At 66.5% G+C, this 15385-nt stretch carries 15 protein-coding genes and 1 pseudogene; 12 read left to right on the top strand and 4 right to left on the bottom strand.

The genetic code is table 11. From position 1 onward, the window contains the following. Positions 1–113: 113 nt before the first annotated feature. Positions 114–1142, top strand: coding sequence for an ABC transporter substrate-binding protein (locus tag CZ375_RS05170; RefSeq protein ID WP_077598209.1), 1029 nt, complete (start codon positions 114–116; stop codon positions 1140–1142). Between the two features lie 4 nt (positions 1143–1146). Beyond that, on the top strand, positions 1147–2568 hold the full coding sequence (locus CZ375_RS05165) for an ATP-binding cassette domain-containing protein (RefSeq protein WP_159438373.1): 1422 nt from the start codon (positions 1147–1149) through the stop codon (positions 2566–2568). On the opposite strand, the gene CZ375_RS05160 is transcribed toward CZ375_RS05165, so the two are convergent. After that, positions 2541–2798 carry a TM1266 family iron-only hydrogenase system putative regulator gene (locus tag CZ375_RS05160; protein WP_077598207.1) on the bottom strand — a complete coding sequence of 86 codons (258 nt, stop codon included), beginning with the start codon at positions 2796–2798 and terminating at the stop codon, positions 2541–2543. The two genes, CZ375_RS05165 and CZ375_RS05160, sit on opposite strands and share 28 nt — an antisense overlap. Before the next feature lie 61 nt (positions 2799–2859). Here CZ375_RS05160 and CZ375_RS05155 point away from each other — a divergent pair, with 61 nt between their 5' ends. After that, complete coding sequence (locus CZ375_RS05155; RefSeq protein WP_077598206.1) at positions 2860–3525, top strand: class I SAM-dependent methyltransferase; 666 nt, start codon at positions 2860–2862, stop codon at positions 3523–3525. A gap of 146 nt (positions 3526–3671) precedes the next feature. Continuing rightward, positions 3672–5639, top strand: a complete 1968-nt coding sequence (gene htpG, locus CZ375_RS05150; protein WP_077598205.1) for a molecular chaperone HtpG — start codon at positions 3672–3674, stop codon at positions 5637–5639. A gap of 130 nt (positions 5640–5769) precedes the next feature. Here htpG and CZ375_RS05145 read toward each other — a convergent pair whose 3' ends face one another. After that, a complete protein-coding gene (locus tag CZ375_RS05145; RefSeq protein WP_077598204.1) occupies positions 5770–6738 on the bottom strand; it encodes a 3'-5' exonuclease in 969 nt (322 codons plus the stop codon). Between the two features lie 133 nt (positions 6739–6871). Between CZ375_RS05145 and CZ375_RS05140 the strand changes: the two genes are divergently transcribed. After that, positions 6872–8197, top strand: a complete 1326-nt coding sequence (locus tag CZ375_RS05140) for a M18 family aminopeptidase (protein WP_077598203.1) — start codon at positions 6872–6874, stop codon at positions 8195–8197. 21 nt (positions 8198–8218) lie between these two features. On the opposite strand, the gene CZ375_RS05135 is transcribed toward CZ375_RS05140, so the two are convergent. Then, complete coding sequence (locus CZ375_RS05135) at positions 8219–8914, bottom strand: MgtC/SapB family protein (protein ID WP_077598202.1); 696 nt, start codon at positions 8912–8914, stop codon at positions 8219–8221. A gap of 478 nt (positions 8915–9392) precedes the next feature. On the opposite strand from CZ375_RS05135, the pseudogene CZ375_RS05130 reads away from it, so the two are divergent. The 6 genes and pseudogenes from CZ375_RS05130 to CZ375_RS05105 all read left to right on the top strand — a co-directional run. Further along, positions 9393–9932 (top strand): annotated as a pseudogene (locus tag CZ375_RS05130) (PLP-dependent cysteine synthase family protein); the annotation flags it as partial. A gap of 73 nt (positions 9933–10005) precedes the next feature. Beyond that, positions 10006–10557, top strand: coding sequence for a PLP-dependent cysteine synthase family protein (locus CZ375_RS05125; protein WP_077598760.1), 552 nt, complete (start codon positions 10006–10008; stop codon positions 10555–10557). A 38-nt stretch (positions 10558–10595) separates the two neighbouring features. Then, positions 10596–11174 (top strand): serine O-acetyltransferase, encoded by a 579-nt coding sequence (gene cysE, locus CZ375_RS05120; RefSeq protein ID WP_077598201.1) that lies wholly within the window; start codon positions 10596–10598, stop codon positions 11172–11174. A gap of 276 nt (positions 11175–11450) precedes the next feature. Next, the gene (locus CZ375_RS05115) at positions 11451–11993 is read left to right on the top strand and encodes a glutathione peroxidase (RefSeq protein ID WP_077598200.1); all 543 of its coding nucleotides are present in this window, start codon (positions 11451–11453) and stop codon (positions 11991–11993) included. Positions 11994–12015: 22 nt separating this feature from the next. After that, positions 12016–12792: a radical SAM protein gene (locus tag CZ375_RS05110; RefSeq protein WP_077598199.1), complete on the top strand. Its 777-nt coding sequence runs from the start codon at positions 12016–12018 to the stop codon at positions 12790–12792. Positions 12793–12880: 88 nt separating this feature from the next. Beyond that, positions 12881–13309 (top strand): hypothetical protein, encoded by a 429-nt coding sequence (locus CZ375_RS05105; RefSeq protein WP_077598198.1) that lies wholly within the window; start codon positions 12881–12883, stop codon positions 13307–13309. 30 nt (positions 13310–13339) lie between these two features. On the opposite strand, the gene CZ375_RS05100 is transcribed toward CZ375_RS05105, so the two are convergent. Continuing rightward, positions 13340–14752 (bottom strand): L,D-transpeptidase, encoded by a 1413-nt coding sequence (locus tag CZ375_RS05100; RefSeq protein ID WP_077598197.1) that lies wholly within the window; start codon positions 14750–14752, stop codon positions 13340–13342. Between the two features lie 188 nt (positions 14753–14940). Here CZ375_RS05100 and CZ375_RS05095 point away from each other — a divergent pair, with 188 nt between their 5' ends. After that, complete coding sequence (locus tag CZ375_RS05095) at positions 14941–15384, top strand: MarR family winged helix-turn-helix transcriptional regulator (protein ID WP_077598196.1); 444 nt, start codon at positions 14941–14943, stop codon at positions 15382–15384. Position 15385: the final 1 nt, after the last annotated feature.

Below are 15385 nucleotides of genomic sequence, written 5' to 3'. Positions count from 1 at the left end.
CGGTTGCCTGCGCCCTTGATGGCGCGTCTAAGTTCTGTCATCTTTGACATCGTACGCCTGATTTTGGAAGGCGCCGGTCGTGTCTCCGGCGCATGACAGGAAGGTGTTGTCACATGACGCACGAGAACTCCCCGCTCATCAGCCGCCGCAGCCTCCTCTTCTCAGGCCTTGGCCTTGGCCTGGGCCTTGCTGGCTGCGCCATCACTGGCTCCGGGCAGCCCCCCACCTCCACCCGGGACGAGGGGAGGGCGAGCCTGAAGGTCGCCTCCCTCAAGGGCCCCACCTCCATGGGCATCGCCTCCCTCATGGACAAGGCGCAGAAGGGCATGCTGCGAAACGATCTCGAGTTCACCGTTGCCGGCTCTCCCGACGAGGTCATCCCCGCCATAGCCCAGGGCGGCTTCGACATCGCGCTCGTGCCAGCCAACGCCGCCGCGGTGCTCTATGCCAAGACCAACGCCTCCGTCTCCGTCATCAACATCAACACCCTGGGCGTGCTCTCGGTTGTCACGGCCGACGATTCGGTCAATGACCTGACGGACCTTGCGGGCCGCACGGTGTACCTGGCGGGCAAGGGCGCAAGCCCCGAGTTCGCCATGAACTACCTGCTGGGCAAGGCAGGCGTCGCCAATGACGTCACCCTGGAGTTCCTGAGCGAGGCAACCGAGGTGGTGGCCACCCTGGCCGCGGATTCCACGGGATCTGCCGTGGCGGTCCTCCCTCAGCCCTTCGTCACCGTGGCCCTGTCAAAGTTTCCCTCCCTGCGCGCGGCCGTTGACCTGAGCGAGGCCTGGGACAAGCTCTCGGACGACGGGTCCCAGCTGGTGCAGGGCGTCACCATCGTGCGCAACGAGGTGCTCTCCGCGCATCCCTCGGCAGTCCGGGAGTTCATGGACGAGCAGGCCCTCTCCGTCGAGGCGGCCAACGCCCACCCGAGGGACGTGGCGCCCCTGGTGGTCTCGGCAGGCATCCTGGACAGCGAGGACATCGCCGCCGCGGCGATTCCGGCCTGCCATCTGGTCTGCGTCGAGGGCAGGGAGATGAAGGACGCCCTCTCGGGCTACCTTCAGACGCTCCTTGATGCCAACGCGGCCTCCGTGGGCGGCTCGCTTCCCGGCGACGACTTCTACCACCAGGGCTAGCCCCTTGCCGGTTCTTTCTCTCCAAGGGGGGCGTCCTGTCCTGGGGGCGCTTGCGCCCGCCTGCGTCTGGCTGCTGCTCTGGCAGCTCGCAAGCGTGGCGCTTGGAAGCACGCTCCTGCTCCCGGCGCCTCTTGCGGTACTTGTGCGCGCTGGCCAGCTCGCTCTTGCCCCCGGCTTCTGGCCTCTTGCGTCGTTCTCTCTCGTCCGCGTTGCGGGGGGGTTTGCGCTCTCCTTCCTGCTCGCTCTCGCACTGGGGCTTGCGGCTCACCGCAGCCGCATGCTTCGCACGCTGCTGGAGCCCCTGCTGGTCGCCCTCAAGGGCGTGCCCATCGTCTGCGTCATCGTCCTCCTGCTCATCTGGGTGGGCTCGCGCGCGGTCTCGGGCATCGCCGTCCTCCTCGCGGTCTTCCCACCCCTCTACTTCGCCCTGCTCGAGGGGCTGGACAACGTGGATGCGCGCACGGACGAGATGCTGCGCGGCTTTGGCGTGGGGCCGTTTCGCCGGCTGCTGCTCCAGCAGTGGGGAGAGTCCCTGCCGTACCTGCTGGCGGCCTCCCGCAGCGCCTGCGGTATGGCATGGAAGGCGGGTGTTGCCGCAGAGCTGGTGGGGACGCCCGTCGGAAGCATAGGGGAGCGCATCTACCAGGCCAAGCTCCTGCTCGAGACCACTGACGTCTTTGCCTGGACGCTGGTGGTGGTCCTGCTCTCGCTTGCCTGCGAGAGGGCCTTCCTCCTGGCGCTGGAGGCGACGGGCCGGCTGGCGCCGAGGCTCGCCCTGCGCCTCGGCCCAAGGTGTGCGGAGGCGCCCTCCTGCGCGCCCTGCGAGCTCTCGCTCGATGGGGCCACCCTCGCGTACGACGGCGCGGTGGTGTTGGAGGGCGTGTCCCTCGACCTTTCCGCGGGCTCGCGCACGGTGGTCATGGGGCCATCCGGTGTGGGCAAGACCACGCTGCTCTCGGCGCTGGCGGGTGCCTTGCCGCCCCTTTCGGGCAGCGTGCAGGCGGGCCCTGGCGCATCGGCGGTCTACCAGGACGTGCGCCTGCTGGAGCAGCTCACGGCCGAGGAGAACGTCCGTCTTGCGGCGCCCTGGCTCGCAAGGGACGCGGTGCGGGCCCTGCTGCTGGAGCTCCTTGCCCCGGAGGCCCTTGCGCTGCGCGCGTCCGAGCTTTCGGGAGGACAGCGCCGCCGCATCGAGCTGGCGCGCGCCCTGGCCCATCCCTCAGCCGCAGTCATCCTGGACGAGCCGTTCTCGGCGCTGGACGAGGAGGCGCACCGCCGCGCTGCGGCGTTCGTGCTGGACCACCTGGGAGGGCGCACCCTGCTTGTGGCCTCCCACCTTCCCCAGGACCCGGCACTGCTCTCTGCGCGCGTTCTGCGTCTGCGGGAGGGCCCGCCGGCTCACTCCTCAGAGAAGAGCTTGGAGTAGGCGGTCTTTGCGCTCACGCCCTCTATGCTGCCCAGCCGGCCCGCCAGGGCGGATATCACGTCCTGCGGGGCATCCACGGCCACGCTTATGATGGATACGGCGCGCTTGGGGTAGGGGAGGCCCATCCTTCCCACGATGTAGGGCGCGTGCTCGTGCAGGAGCCCGTTGAGCTCTTCCACGGACTCGGGACGTTCCACGATTATTGCGATGAGTGCCACGCGCGTGGGCATCAGGACCTCCTTCTCTGGGGTATCACTGAACAGAAGCGTAGCAGCACAGAGAGGATTAGCCATGACCGATTCCGCCAACACCAGGCCGTTGAGCGAGGCCCAGATCACCGAGGCGGGAAACCCCGCCAAGCCCCAGGGGGAGTGCGGGGCGCTCATGCTGGAGCGCATGAACCGCAGCCACGAGGAGGTCACCAACTGGGCTCTTGACCTGCTGAGCTTCTCACCAGACCAGAGGGTTCTGGATGTGGGCTGCGGAGGAGGGGCCACCATGGGGCGCATCTCCCAGCGCATGGGCAAGGGCTCTGGCACCGTTGTGGGCGTGGACTACTCAGAGGTCTCCTGCGCGCAGTCGCGCGAGCTCAACGCCGCAGGCATCGCCTCCGGGCGCATGGAGGTGCGGCAGGCCTCGGTCGAGGCCCTGCCCTTCGCCGACGCCAGCTTCGACGTGGTGACCACGGTGGAGAGCTTCTACTTCTGGCCCGACCCCGTGGCAAACCTGGCCGAGGTCGCCCGCGTGCTCAAGCCGGGCGGGCGCTTCCTGCTCGTTGCGGACGTCTACCAGAAGGACGGCCTTGCCCAGGAGGTGCTCGACAACATCAGGAGGCGCAGCCTCACGGTGCTCACCCCGTCACAGCACGAGGACCTGCTCCTGGAGGCGGGCTTCTCGCTCGCCCGCGCCCATCTCAAGGAGGGCACCGACTGGATCGCCGTGGAGGGGCTGCGCTAGGTCCGCTCTGGAAATCTAAGCGTCTAAGTAGTAGGTTTTCTCTGCTGCGGCGTTTGTCCGCGCGCCTCTCGGGTACAACGAGGGGCATAGGGTCGTGTCTGCGGGCCATGTGCCCGCCTGAATTGGGAAGGTGACGGTTCAAACCCATGAAGCAGTTCAAGACCGAGAGCAAGAAGCTCCTGGACCTCATGATCAACTCGATCTACACCAACAAGGAGATCTTCCTGCGCGAGCTCGTCTCAAACGCCTCGGATGCCATCGACAAGCTCAGCTTTCAGAGCCTGACCAACCCCGAGCTTGCGCCCGGCGCAGACGAGCTGGCCATTCGCCTGTCCTTCGACAAGGACGCGCGCACCATCACGGTGAGCGACAACGGCATCGGTATGGGCGAGCAGGAGCTGGACCAGAACCTGGGAACCATCGCGCACTCCGGCTCCGAGCAGTTCAAGGCGGAGAACGCCGGCTCCCAGCCCGGTGACATCGACATCATCGGCCAGTTTGGCGTGGGCTTCTACTCCGCCTTCATGGTGGCGGGGCGCGTGCGTGTGGTGAGCCGCGCCCTGGGGGCCAGCTCCGCCTTCGTCTGGGAGTCCGACGGCGTGAGCGGCTACAGCATCGAGCCCGCATCGGACGAGGACTGCGCGGCCGTGGGAGAGCACGGCACCGCGGTCACGCTCTTCCTGCGCCCCAGTGACGAGGACGAGGACACGGATCGCTTCCTCTCGGAGTGGGGACTCAAGGAGCTGGTGCGCCAGTACTCCAACTATGTTCGTCACCCCGTCCAGATGATGGTCACCAAGAGCCGCCAGAAGCCCAGGCCGGAGGATGCGCCCGAGGACTACAAGCCCGAGTACGAGGACTACGAGGAGCTCGAGACCATCAACTCCATGACCCCCATCTGGAAGAGGCGCGCAAGCGAGGTCGAGCAGAAGGACTACGACGAGTTCTACCAGTCGAGCTTCCATGACTGGGTGGCGCCCGCGCGCACCATCGGCTTTCATGCGGAGGGCGCCCTCTCCTACGACGCCCTGCTCTTCATTCCCGCTCAGCAGCCGTTCGACCTCTACAGCAAGGACTTCGAGAAGGGCCTTGCGCTCTACTCCTCGAACGTCCTCATCCAGGAGAAGTGCGCAGACCTCCTGCCCGACTACCTCAGCTTCGTGCGCGGCGTGGTGGACAGCCCCGACGTCACGCTCAACATCAGCCGAGAGACCCTGCAGCAGAACTCCCAGCTGCGCGCCATTGCCCGTCGTGTGGAGAAGAAGGTCCTCTCGGAGCTCAAGTCCATGCGCGACAACGACCGCGACGCCTTCGAGAGGTTCTTCGAGAACTTCGGTCGCGTGCTCAAGTTTGGCATCTACAACTCCTTTGGCTCCAAGTCCGACCTTGCGGACCTGCTGCTCTTCTGGTCGGCGCGCGAGGGCAGGATGCTGACCCTCGCCGAGTACGCCCAGGGCATGCCCGAGGGCCAGGACAAGATCTACTACGCCGCCGGCGAGTCGCGCGAGCGCATGGAGCAGGTCCCGGCGGTCCGCGCCGCGCTCGACCATGGCTTCGACGTGCTTCTCTGCACCCAGGACGTGGACGAGTTCATGCTCCAGGCCCTGCGCAGCTGGCACGACGAGGGCACGTCGGGAGACTCCGAGGGCGATGGCCGCGAGCCTCGCGACCTGGAGCTCCAGAACGTCTCGTCCGCAGACCTCGACCTGGCGAGCGACGAGGAGAAGAAGGAGGCGGAGCGGGCGACGGCCGACCACAGGGAGCTCTTCGAGGCCCTCAAGTCCTCCCTAGGCGAGAAGGTGGGCTCCGTGCGCGTTGCCGCAGGGCTGGGAGACGCCCCCGCCTCACTCGCTGCCGAGGGTCCGGTCTCGCTCGAGATGGAGCGCGTCATGAGCCAGGGCCCCGAGGCGGACCGCGCCCCCAAGGCCCAGCGCGTGCTGCAGCTCAACGCGGCGCACCCCGTCTTCGCGAAGCTGGTGGCCGCACAGGAGGCGGGAGACGAGGAGCGCCTGGACCTCTACGCCTCGCTGCTCTTCGACCAGGCGCTTCTGGTGGAGGGGCTGCAGGTCGATGACCCCATCGCGTTTGCCAGGAACGTCACGAGGCTCATGTAGGGCAAAGGGTGCGTTGCGGTGCGGGGAGAGACTCCCCTGCGCCGCGCGCACGACAAGGCACCAAGGCCGGGGGCCGGGGGCGAAACGTCGCCCCCGGCCCCTCTCGCGTGCGCCTGGTGCCGCCTCGGCCCTACGCCGAGAACATGTTCCTCTCGGCAAACTCGGCCTGGACGGTACGGAACATGAGGTCGACGTCCTCAAGGCCCAGGTGCCGCTCCTTCTCGTTCGCGGCAAGCGTGGCGCGCCTCCTGGCCCAGCTCTCGAGCGCGGCGGGGCGCGAGTCATGGGGGAGGGTGCGATACTCCGGGTCTATGCGGCGGCAGATCTCGCGGGTGTCAACCACCACGATCCTGCCGGCCTTGCGCGCCTCGGCATACCCGTCCAGGTGCAGCATGAACCAGGAGTCCTCGAAGGCCGCGTTGTGCGCCATGAAGGGGCAGAGCTCGAGGGCCGCCAGGATCGCCTTCTGCATCTGCGGGTTCTCGCGCAGAGGCGTCTTCCCCTCAAGGTCGGACCAGCTGATGTGGTGCACGAAGTCAAGGGGAACGCCCTTCTCGGCGTACATCTGGGGAATGCCGCAGTAGCCGCTGTAGGGATGCTGGGGCTTCGATGTGGGGCCCAGCTCCAGAAACTCCAGGCCCACGTTGATGATGTAGCCGCGCGCGGGGTCTCGGTCGGTGGTCTCGATGTCGATGCCCACCACCATGCCGGACACGGGTGCCTCCACGTATGCGATGCCCAGGTCCGTGCAGGTGGGGCCCGCGGTCTTGGCAACCTCCTCGTAGCTGCGGTGCTGAAGCGCCGCCACGGCCCGGATGTGGTCCTCGTCCGAGAGCCTGCGCGCGAGCGTGGTGGGAGGGAGGTCCCTCAGGCGCTCGGTGCCGTAGCTGTCGCAGCTGCTGCGGTTGCGGTCGGCAAGGTTTCGCACCAAATCGAAGGAGAAGGGGGCGCTTCCCGCGGGGGCGCTTGACCATGCGTCCAGAAGCAGGCTGATGGCCTCCTCGTTCTTCTCGCGCTCGGCCTTGAGGGTTGCGTCGTCCGCGATGAAGCCAGGGAAGACGAAGGCGCTTGCGTGCTCAAGGGCCTGGGCAAGGTTCATGGGGGCTTTCCTCCAAACGGGAACGTCGTTGGTGAGAGACAGTGTAGGGCTTCAGGCGGCCAAGGCCGCCTGCGCGCACGATTATCCCCCGATGCTCTACCATCGGTGTGCACCCCAGACGGAGGAGGAGTCCATGGACGACCTAAGGATTTCGGGCGAGCTGCTCGACTTCATTGGCGAGAGCCCCAGCATGTTTCACACGGCGCACAATCTTTCCCAGCGGCTTGAGGCCGCGGGCTTCACGCGCCTGAGGGAGTCCGAGGGTTGGCGGCTTGAGCCAGGACGCTCCTACTATGTGCTGCGCAACAACTCCAGCACCCTTGCCTTCAGGATCGGCGAGGAGGTGGATGCGCGCTCCTGCCATTTCCAGATCTGTGCCTCTCACGGAGACTCGCCGAGCTTCAAGGTGAAGAGCGTGGGGGAGCTTGCTGGCCCGGGAGGGTACCTGAGGCTCAACGTGGAGGCCTACGGGGGAGGGATAGACGGCAGCTGGCTGGACAGGCCCCTCTCGCTGGCGGGCCGCGTCCTGGTGCGCGAGGGCTCGCGCGTCGTCAGCCGCCTGTTTGCCCCAGACCGTGACCTTCTTCTCATCCCCAGCGTTGCCATACACATGAACCGCGATGTCAACAAGGGCATGGCGTTCAACCGTCAGGTGGACCTCTGCCCACTCCTCTCGGCGGGCGAGCTCAAGAGGGGCGCCTTGGACGCTCTAATTGCCGACGATCTGGGCGTTTCTCCCGAGCAGGTCCTTGGTCGCGACCTCTTCCTCACCAACCGACAGCCCGGTCTGGTCTGGGGAGCCGAGAGGGAGTTCGTCTCCTCCCCGAAGCTGGACGACCTCCAGTGCGCCTTCGTCTCCCTTGAGGCCCTGCTCGCGTCCGAGAACCCCAGGACCGTCTCCGTGCTTGCCTGCTTCGACAACGAGGAGGTGGGCTCGGGCACCAAGCAGGGCGCGCTCTCCACCTTCCTGCGTGACGTCCTGCTGCGCGTCTGCCTGGGGCTGGGGGGCGGCAACGAGGACTACCTGCGCGCTCAGGCGCGCTCCTTCATGGTGAGCTGCGACAACGCCCATGCCGTGCACCCAAACCACCCAGAGCTCACCGACGACGAGAACCATGCTTGGCTCAACCAGGGCATCGTGGTGAAGGAGGCCGCCAACCAGGCGTATACCACCGATGCCTTCAGCCGCTCCTTGTTCGCGGCCATCTGCGCGGACGCGGGCGTGCCCGTGCAGGCCTTTGCCAATCGCAGCGACTCTGCGGGCGGCTCCACCTTGGGCAACCTCTCCAACATGCAGATGAGCATGCATGCGGTGGACATGGGGCTCCCGCAGCTTGCCATGCACAGCTCCTTCGAGACCGCAGGCGTGCGGGACACCGCCTGGGCGCTTCAGGCCCTTGCGGCCTTCTACGGCACGAACGTCCAGATAGACGAGGCGGACGCCGTCACGCTGGGCTAGGCGCCTCGGCCCTGGGCCGCGTCACATCTCGTCCACGAAGCTCACGAAGTCCAGCGCCTGTATCGCCTCGATGAAGGGCGTCTTGTGCAGCGTGGCCGGGATCTCTATGGTCAGCGTGGCCGCCGTGCCCATCTCGGACGCCTCGCCCTTCATGAGGACGAAGCTGTGGTAGCTGCACTCCCAGGTGTGCAGGACCTTGAGCAGCTGCTTCACGCCCGACCGGTCCTCGAACTCTATGTAGAGGTCGAAGGACTTGGCGTTGTGGCGCACGTAGTGGTCGATGCGCGAGAGCACCATGAAGGTGAAGACCACGAAGATCATGGCCAGGACGGTCCCCTCGACGAAGCCCGCCCCTGCCGCAAGCCCTATGCAGGCGCAGGCCCAAAGCCCCGCGGCGGTGGTGAGGCCGCGCACCTCGTTCTTTCCCGTTACCAGGATGGTTCCCACGCCCAAGAAGCCAACGCCGCTCACCACCTGCGCGCCGATGCGCGTGATGTCGATGTTGCTGTTGGGGTAGAGCTGGAAGATGTACTCGTTGACTATGACGGTCATGGCGGCGCCGATGCAGACCAGCACGTGGGTCTTCACGCCGGCATCCTTGTTGCGGTACTCGCGCTCCATGCCGATGATGGTTCCCACCAGGGTCGCAAGGACCAGCCTGAAGAACACGGCGTGGATGCTCCACTCATGGGCTATGGACAAGAACGATCTGAGCATGGTGTGACGCCTCTCTTGCAGCGAGCTTTTCTCAATGTGACACACGAGCATAGCCCATGGAATGCAGCCGGGCCCGGCGCGACCGCTGGCGGAGCAATGGCATCCCTTGATGGAAGCGCGCCATATTCTCATTTTTTTGGATTCTGCCTTGACTCCCAGGCCCAGAGTGCTTGAATACCTACAAGCAAGCTAGGAATTTGCCACGCCAGCGACTCGGCGGTGGCACTCAAGGAAGAGGGGAGGGGCAATGCCTGAGATGACGCACAGGAACGCATGCGCGTGCTGTTGCTGTCTGGGCAAGCTGTCCCTCTCGACCTGCTGTTGGGATGATTGCGCCTAGGCGCATGCCCATCAGCCGAAATCTCTGATTTCGGGCTTTGCAGACAGTCGGGCGGGGACGCAGGAGCGTTCCCGCCCGTTTTTTCATGCGCCGAGAGAATCGCGCGTCCATGTAGAAAGACATCCTGAGGAGGAAGAAATGAACTACGCACAGAAGACCGAGGCCCTCATTGGCAACACTCCCCTCGTCGACCTCTCTGGCCTGGTGGGTGGCAGCACCCGCATCCTGGGCAAGTACGAGGCGCACAATCCAGGCGGTTCGGTGAAGGACCGCGTGGCGCGATCCATGCTGGACGCGGCCGAGGCCGATGGCAGCCTCAGGCCTGGCGGCACGGTCATAGAGCCCACCTCCGGAAACACCGGGGTGGGACTGGCCATGCTCAGCGCGGCCCGCGGCTATCGCATGATCCTCGTGATGCCCGAGACCATGTCCGTCGAGAGGCGCCGCCTTGCCGCGAGCTACGGGGCTCAGATCGAGCTCACGGACGGCAGCGGGGGCATGAGGGGCGCCATCGCGCGGGCGGAGGAGCTTCATGTCCAGCTTTCGGGGTCCATCATCGCCGGGCAGTTCGAGAACCCCGCCAACCCCCTCGCGCACTACCGGACCACAGGCCCCGAGATCTGGTCTGCCAGCGAGGGGGGCGTGGACGCCATCGTTGCCGGCGTGGGCACGGGTGGCACCATATCGGGCACGGCACGCTACCTCAAGGAGCGCAAGCCTGGCGTCCGCGCGGTTGNACGGCAGCGGGGGCATGAGGGGCGCCATCGCGCGGGCGGAGGAGCTTCATGTCCAGCTTTCGGGGTCCATCATCGCCGGGCAGTTCGAGAACCCCGCCAACCCCCTCGCGCACTACCGGACCACAGGCCCCGAGATCTGGTCTGCCAGCGAGGGGGGCGTGGACGCCATCGTTGCCGGCGTGGGCACGGGTGGCACCATATCGGGCACGGCACGCTACCTCAAGGAGCGCAAGCCTGGCGTCCGCGCGGTTGCCGTCGAGCCCGCCGAGAGCCCGGTCCTCTCGGGCGGCGCCAGCGGCTCGCACGGCATCCAGGGCATAGGGGCAGGATTTGTGCCCAAGAACTACGACGCGCGCGTGGTGGACGAGGTGCTGACGGTGACCACCCGCGAGAGCGTTGACGTCAAGAAGAGGCTGGCACGGGAGTTTGGCCTGCTGGTCGGCATCTCCTCTGGCGCCGCGGTGGCGGCCGCCATGGCGCTGGCCCGACGTGCCGAGTACGCGGGCAAGATCATTGTGGCGGTGCTCCCCGACACGGGAGAGCGCTACCTCTCGCTGGAGCTCTAGGGCCCGGCAAGACCTGCGAAGCGCGGAGGGCCTCACGGATGGAGATGAAGATGACCCCCACGGACGACGACGCCCCAAACCCCCTGACGCGCATGCGCGAGGATGCCCATGCCCTGCTCGAGCGCGACCCCAGCGCCAGCAGCGCGCGAGAGCTGGCGCTCTTCTCGCCGGGGCTCCATGCCGTCTGGGCCTTCCGCGCGTCCCACTGGCTCTGGCTCAAGGGCCGCCGGCAGCTGGCGCTGTGGGTCTCTCGCCGCGCACGCAGGCGCTATGGGGTAGAGATACACCCCGCCGCCGCCATTGGCAGGCGCTTCGTGATAGACCACGGCATGGGGGTGGTCATCGGCGCCACCTCCGTGATCGGCGACGATTGCATGGTCTACCAGGGGGTAACCCTGGGAATGACCGGGCATCATGGGGGCAAGAGGCATCCCAGCCTAGGCAATGGCGTGATGGTGGGCGCCCGTGCCGTGCTGCTGGGGGACATCTTCGTGGGTGACGGCGCAAAGGTGGGCGCAGGCGCCGTGGTGGTCGGCGACGTCCCCGCGGGTGCCACGGTGGTGGGGGTGCCCGCGCGTGTGGTCACGCCCGGCTCCTCTCGGTCCGCGCGGCCATAGGCCGCACGCCCTGCCCTTGTCGCGAGAAGCGAGTTCGGGGTGCCTTTCTCGGCATCTTCGATCCGCTTTCACCCCGAACCCTGCTCTCGCGATGGAAATACCACCCCGGCCTCTGCTCCAGCGGGGAGGCCTTGCTCCGGCGGCGGGGCACCGGGAGACGCCCTCGCCGCGCCTCTTTCGTGAAGTCTCTGTGCCGGCTATAAAAGTTGCTTACAATAAAATAGTGCGCTATTTAAATACGGCCAAGGGACCGTACGCACCCAAGAGGAGGACGACATGGGCTTTTACGACTACAGCGTCAGGGACCCGCAGGGCAACGACATCAAGATGGACAGCTTCAGGGGCAAGGTCGTCGTGGTGGTGAACACCGCCACGGGCTGCGGCTTCACCCCCCACTACGAGCCGCTCGAGAAGATGTACGAGAGCTACCATGAGCAGGGTCTCGAGATCCTGGACATTCCCTGCAACCAGTTCAAGGGCCAGACCCCCGGCACCGACGACGAGATTCATGAGTTCTGCACCCTCAACTACGGCACGCAGTTCCCCCAGATGACCAAGTCCGAGGTCAACGGAGAGAACGAGCTGCCCCTCTACGCCTGGCTCAAGAGCCAGAGGGGCTTCGAGGGCTTCGGCCACGGCCCCAAGGCGCTGGCTATGTCCGCCCTGCTCAAGTCCATCGACTCCGACTACAAGAGCAACCCCGACATCAAGTGGAACTTCACCAAGTTCGTCATCGACCGTTCCGGCAACGTGGTTGCGCGCTTCGAGCCCACGGCTAACATGGACAAGGTGGAGGAGTGCGTCAAGTCCCTGCTCTAAGGGCAGGCGTGGGGGAGGCCGCGTGTCTACGTTTCTCAATCCGGCGTATGTGTTCGGGCCCGTGCGCAGCCGCCGCCTGGGCGTCTCTCTGGGCGTGAACCTGAACCCTGCCGACGGCAAGCGCTGCAGCTTCGACTGCATCTACTGCGAGAACGGCAGGAACGCCGAGAGGCGCACGGCCTCCCCCTTCCCACGCGCCAGCGACATCCGCTTAGCCCTCGAGCAGAAGCTTGCCCAGATGGCCGAGGAGGGCGAGGAGCCCGACTCGATCACGCTCGCCGGTAACGGGGAGCCCACCTTGAACCCTGAGTTTCCCCAGGTGGTCGATGACGTTCTGGAACTTCGGGAGCGCATGTGCCCCCAGGCGCGCGTGGCAGTCCTCTCAAACGGGACCAGGGCGCACGTGCGGGAGGTCCGCGATGCCCTGCTGCGCCTGGACGACAACATCCAGAAGCTTGACGCGGCCGACCCCCACCTGGTGGAGCTCATAGACCAGCCTGCCGCTGGGTACGACCTCGAGCGGACCATAGAGGGCCTGTCCTCCTTCGGCGGCAAGGTCATCGTGCAGACCCTCTTTTTGCGCGGCGAGCTCCCCGAAGGGCGCTTCGACAACTCTCGGGAGCCTTACCTGGGACTTTGGGTCGATGCGCTCAGACGCATCTCCCCGCGCTCCGTCATGGTCTACACCCTTGCCCGAGACGTTCCCACCCAGGGGCTGCAGAAGCTTGCGCCCGTCGAGCTGGACGCCATCTGCGCTCGCGTTCGTGGGCTGGGCATGGAGTGCAGCGTCTCCTATTAGCGCGGGTGCCGGTAACGGTCGCGCATCGCCTATCCTTCTTGCAAGCGTTAAGACGGGGAATGCGTCCCCATGGCACAGGGAGGGGCTCATGGCAGGTTATGCCTATGACAGCAGGCGTGAGGTGGAGGAGGCCCTGCGGGCGGGCGAGAAGGCCCTCTCGAGCCTCTTGGAGGCCCAGTCCTGCCTGAAGAGCGCGAGCAACTGGGGCATGTTCGACATCCTGGGCGGCGGGCTCATCACCACCATGATCAAGCACTCGCGCCTGGACGACGCGCGCTCGCAGCTGAGGCGCGCTGCCCAGGACCTGTCCGTCTTTGCCCGCGAGGTCAGGGACGTCCGCGGCTTCCTTCTGCCGCAGGTGGAGATAGACGGCTGGCTGAGCTTCGCCGACTTCTTCCTTGACAACGCCATTGCGGACATCTTCGTGCAGAAGAAGATCATGGACGCCCGCGATGAGGTGGAGGAGGCCGTCGGTCAGGTGGAGTGTGCGCTCAGGGACCTGAGGGCGCTGCTCTAGGCGGGGCCCTCCCCGCCGCCTGCGGGTCTCCTACCAGTGGATGTGGACCTTGTCTCCCACGTTCACCAGGCCAAAGAGCTCCTCTGCCTTCTCGCTGGGAAGGTTCACGCAGCCATGGCTGCCGTTGTAGTAGTAGATGCTGCCACCAAAGTAGGCGCGCCAGCTGGCGTCGTGCAGGCCGTACTCGCCTCCCAGGAAGGGCATCCAATACCTCACGGGACTGACGTAGTCGGGCTTGCCGTCCTCGTCCTCGTCCGCGCCCACCAGCCTTTGGTCGGTCTGCTTGGCGTTGATGCTGAAGGTGCCCGTGGGGGTGGAGCGTCCCTCGGCAACCTTGCCCGAGACGATGTAGCTGCGCCAGATCACCTTTCCGTCGCCGTCATAGAAGCGGGCGTACTGGGTGTCCAGGTTTATGTCGATGTGGCGGCCAAGCTCGCGTGCGCCCTCAGACTCCGGGGGCCTCTCGTCCACCACTTCCATGGGCAGCTCCACCGGCGCGGCGCTCACGTTCGAGATGGCGCCCGCGAGCTGCTGGGCGCAGGCCGGCACGTCCAGCTCCCAGTCGTAGACCTCGTTCGAGTGGGCGGCGCTTGCGGCAAGCGAGCCCTCCGCCCACCGCTCTATTGCGGTCCCATCCACGTTGACCTGCTGGGACGAATCGATGCTCACCCACTTCGCGAGCGTCTCGCCGCCCACGCGCGCCACCTCAGACCCCTCGCGCACGAGGGGGATCTCAAGGGCGAGCATGCTGTTCGCGCGCTCTATCGCCGCCAGGAGCTCCGGGCTATCTACCCTTGTCGCTGGCTGCACCAGCTCCGCATCGCCCAGCTCGCAGCTGGCGGAGAGCCTGCGTGCGCCCTCGGAGACGCGTGCCTCCACGGCGGAGGGCTCGACGGCGCTTCCCAGCTGGCTCTCCCGGGCGACGAAGCGTCCCGTCTGGGCGTCCAGGCTTGCGTAGGCGTCCTGGGGCTGCGTGGCCTCCGCGTTTGCCTTGGCGCAGGCGGAGGCCACCAGGGCAGAGAGTTTCTCGGCGTCGAAGCTTGCCAGCTCGAGCTCCCTCCTGGTGGGGGAGACGAGGTCGAGCGGCCAGCGGGCTGGCTCCGCCTCCTGGCGCAGCTGCCTGGCGGCCCCGGCGGCATCCACCGTGAGGTCCACGTCCGACGAGCTCACGCTGAGGTCCAACCCGTCGCCGCTCACCTTGCAGCTCCACGCGGCGGCGGCCTCCTGCAGGCGCAGGGAGAGGTCCTCCTCGCTGAGTCCCGAGGCGTCCACCCCGTTGACGCTGGTGCCGGGGACGAAGTGGTGCGCGTAGTGCAGGCAGCCCACGCCATAGCAGGCAAGCAGGAGCGCAAGCGCAGCCACTGCGGCGATGGCCGTGCGCCTCCTGGCCGCAACGGAGCTCTTCTCGGTCTCTTCGATCTTTGCGTGGGCGCGCGTGGTCAAGGTGATTTCCTCGCTCGTGAAGGGGGGATTGTCGCTGAGGGCAAGTGTAGTGCATGCCCCAGCTTGTCCGACTGGTCAAAATGCATGCATTTCCGCCCGCTCTTGTTGACCAATCAACAAGATTTCGGCTATTGTTGATTGGTCAACAACTTGCGCCAGCAATCCTTTGAGGGGAGCCATCGCGGCACATGGGCAGCCAGTTCGAGAACTTCGTCTCCGCCATCGCGGCGGTGGGCAAGGAGGTGCGTCGCATCAAGGCCCAGGAGATGCGCCGCTTTGGGCTCAAGGGCACTGACGTGATGTGCCTCCACTACCTGGAGGGAGCCGTGGGCCAGGGCGGGCTCACCGCGTCGGAGCTCTCGCGTCAGGTGGGCATAGACCGCGCGGCCGTCTCTCGCTGCGTGGCACGCCTCGAGCGCCAGGGCCTCGTCGGCCCCGAGGGGGAGGGCGCCCAGCGCTGGGGCAGGAGGCTCTCCCTCACGGACAAGGGCCTTGCCGTGACCCGAGAGGCCAACCAGGTCATCCTCGAGGTGGTGGGTCGGGCCTGCGAGGGCGTCTCGGCACAGGACCGTGCGGCCATGTACCGGGCGCTGTGGGCAATACACGCCAACCTAGAGGGCATCACCAGCTAGG

Source organism: Olsenella urininfantis (assembly GCF_900155635.1).
GTDB lineage: Bacteria > Actinomycetota > Coriobacteriia > Coriobacteriales > Atopobiaceae > Olsenella_G > Olsenella_G urininfantis.
The sequence above is the reverse complement of the archived record's forward strand: the minus strand, read 5'-3'. Positions and strand labels throughout refer to the sequence as shown.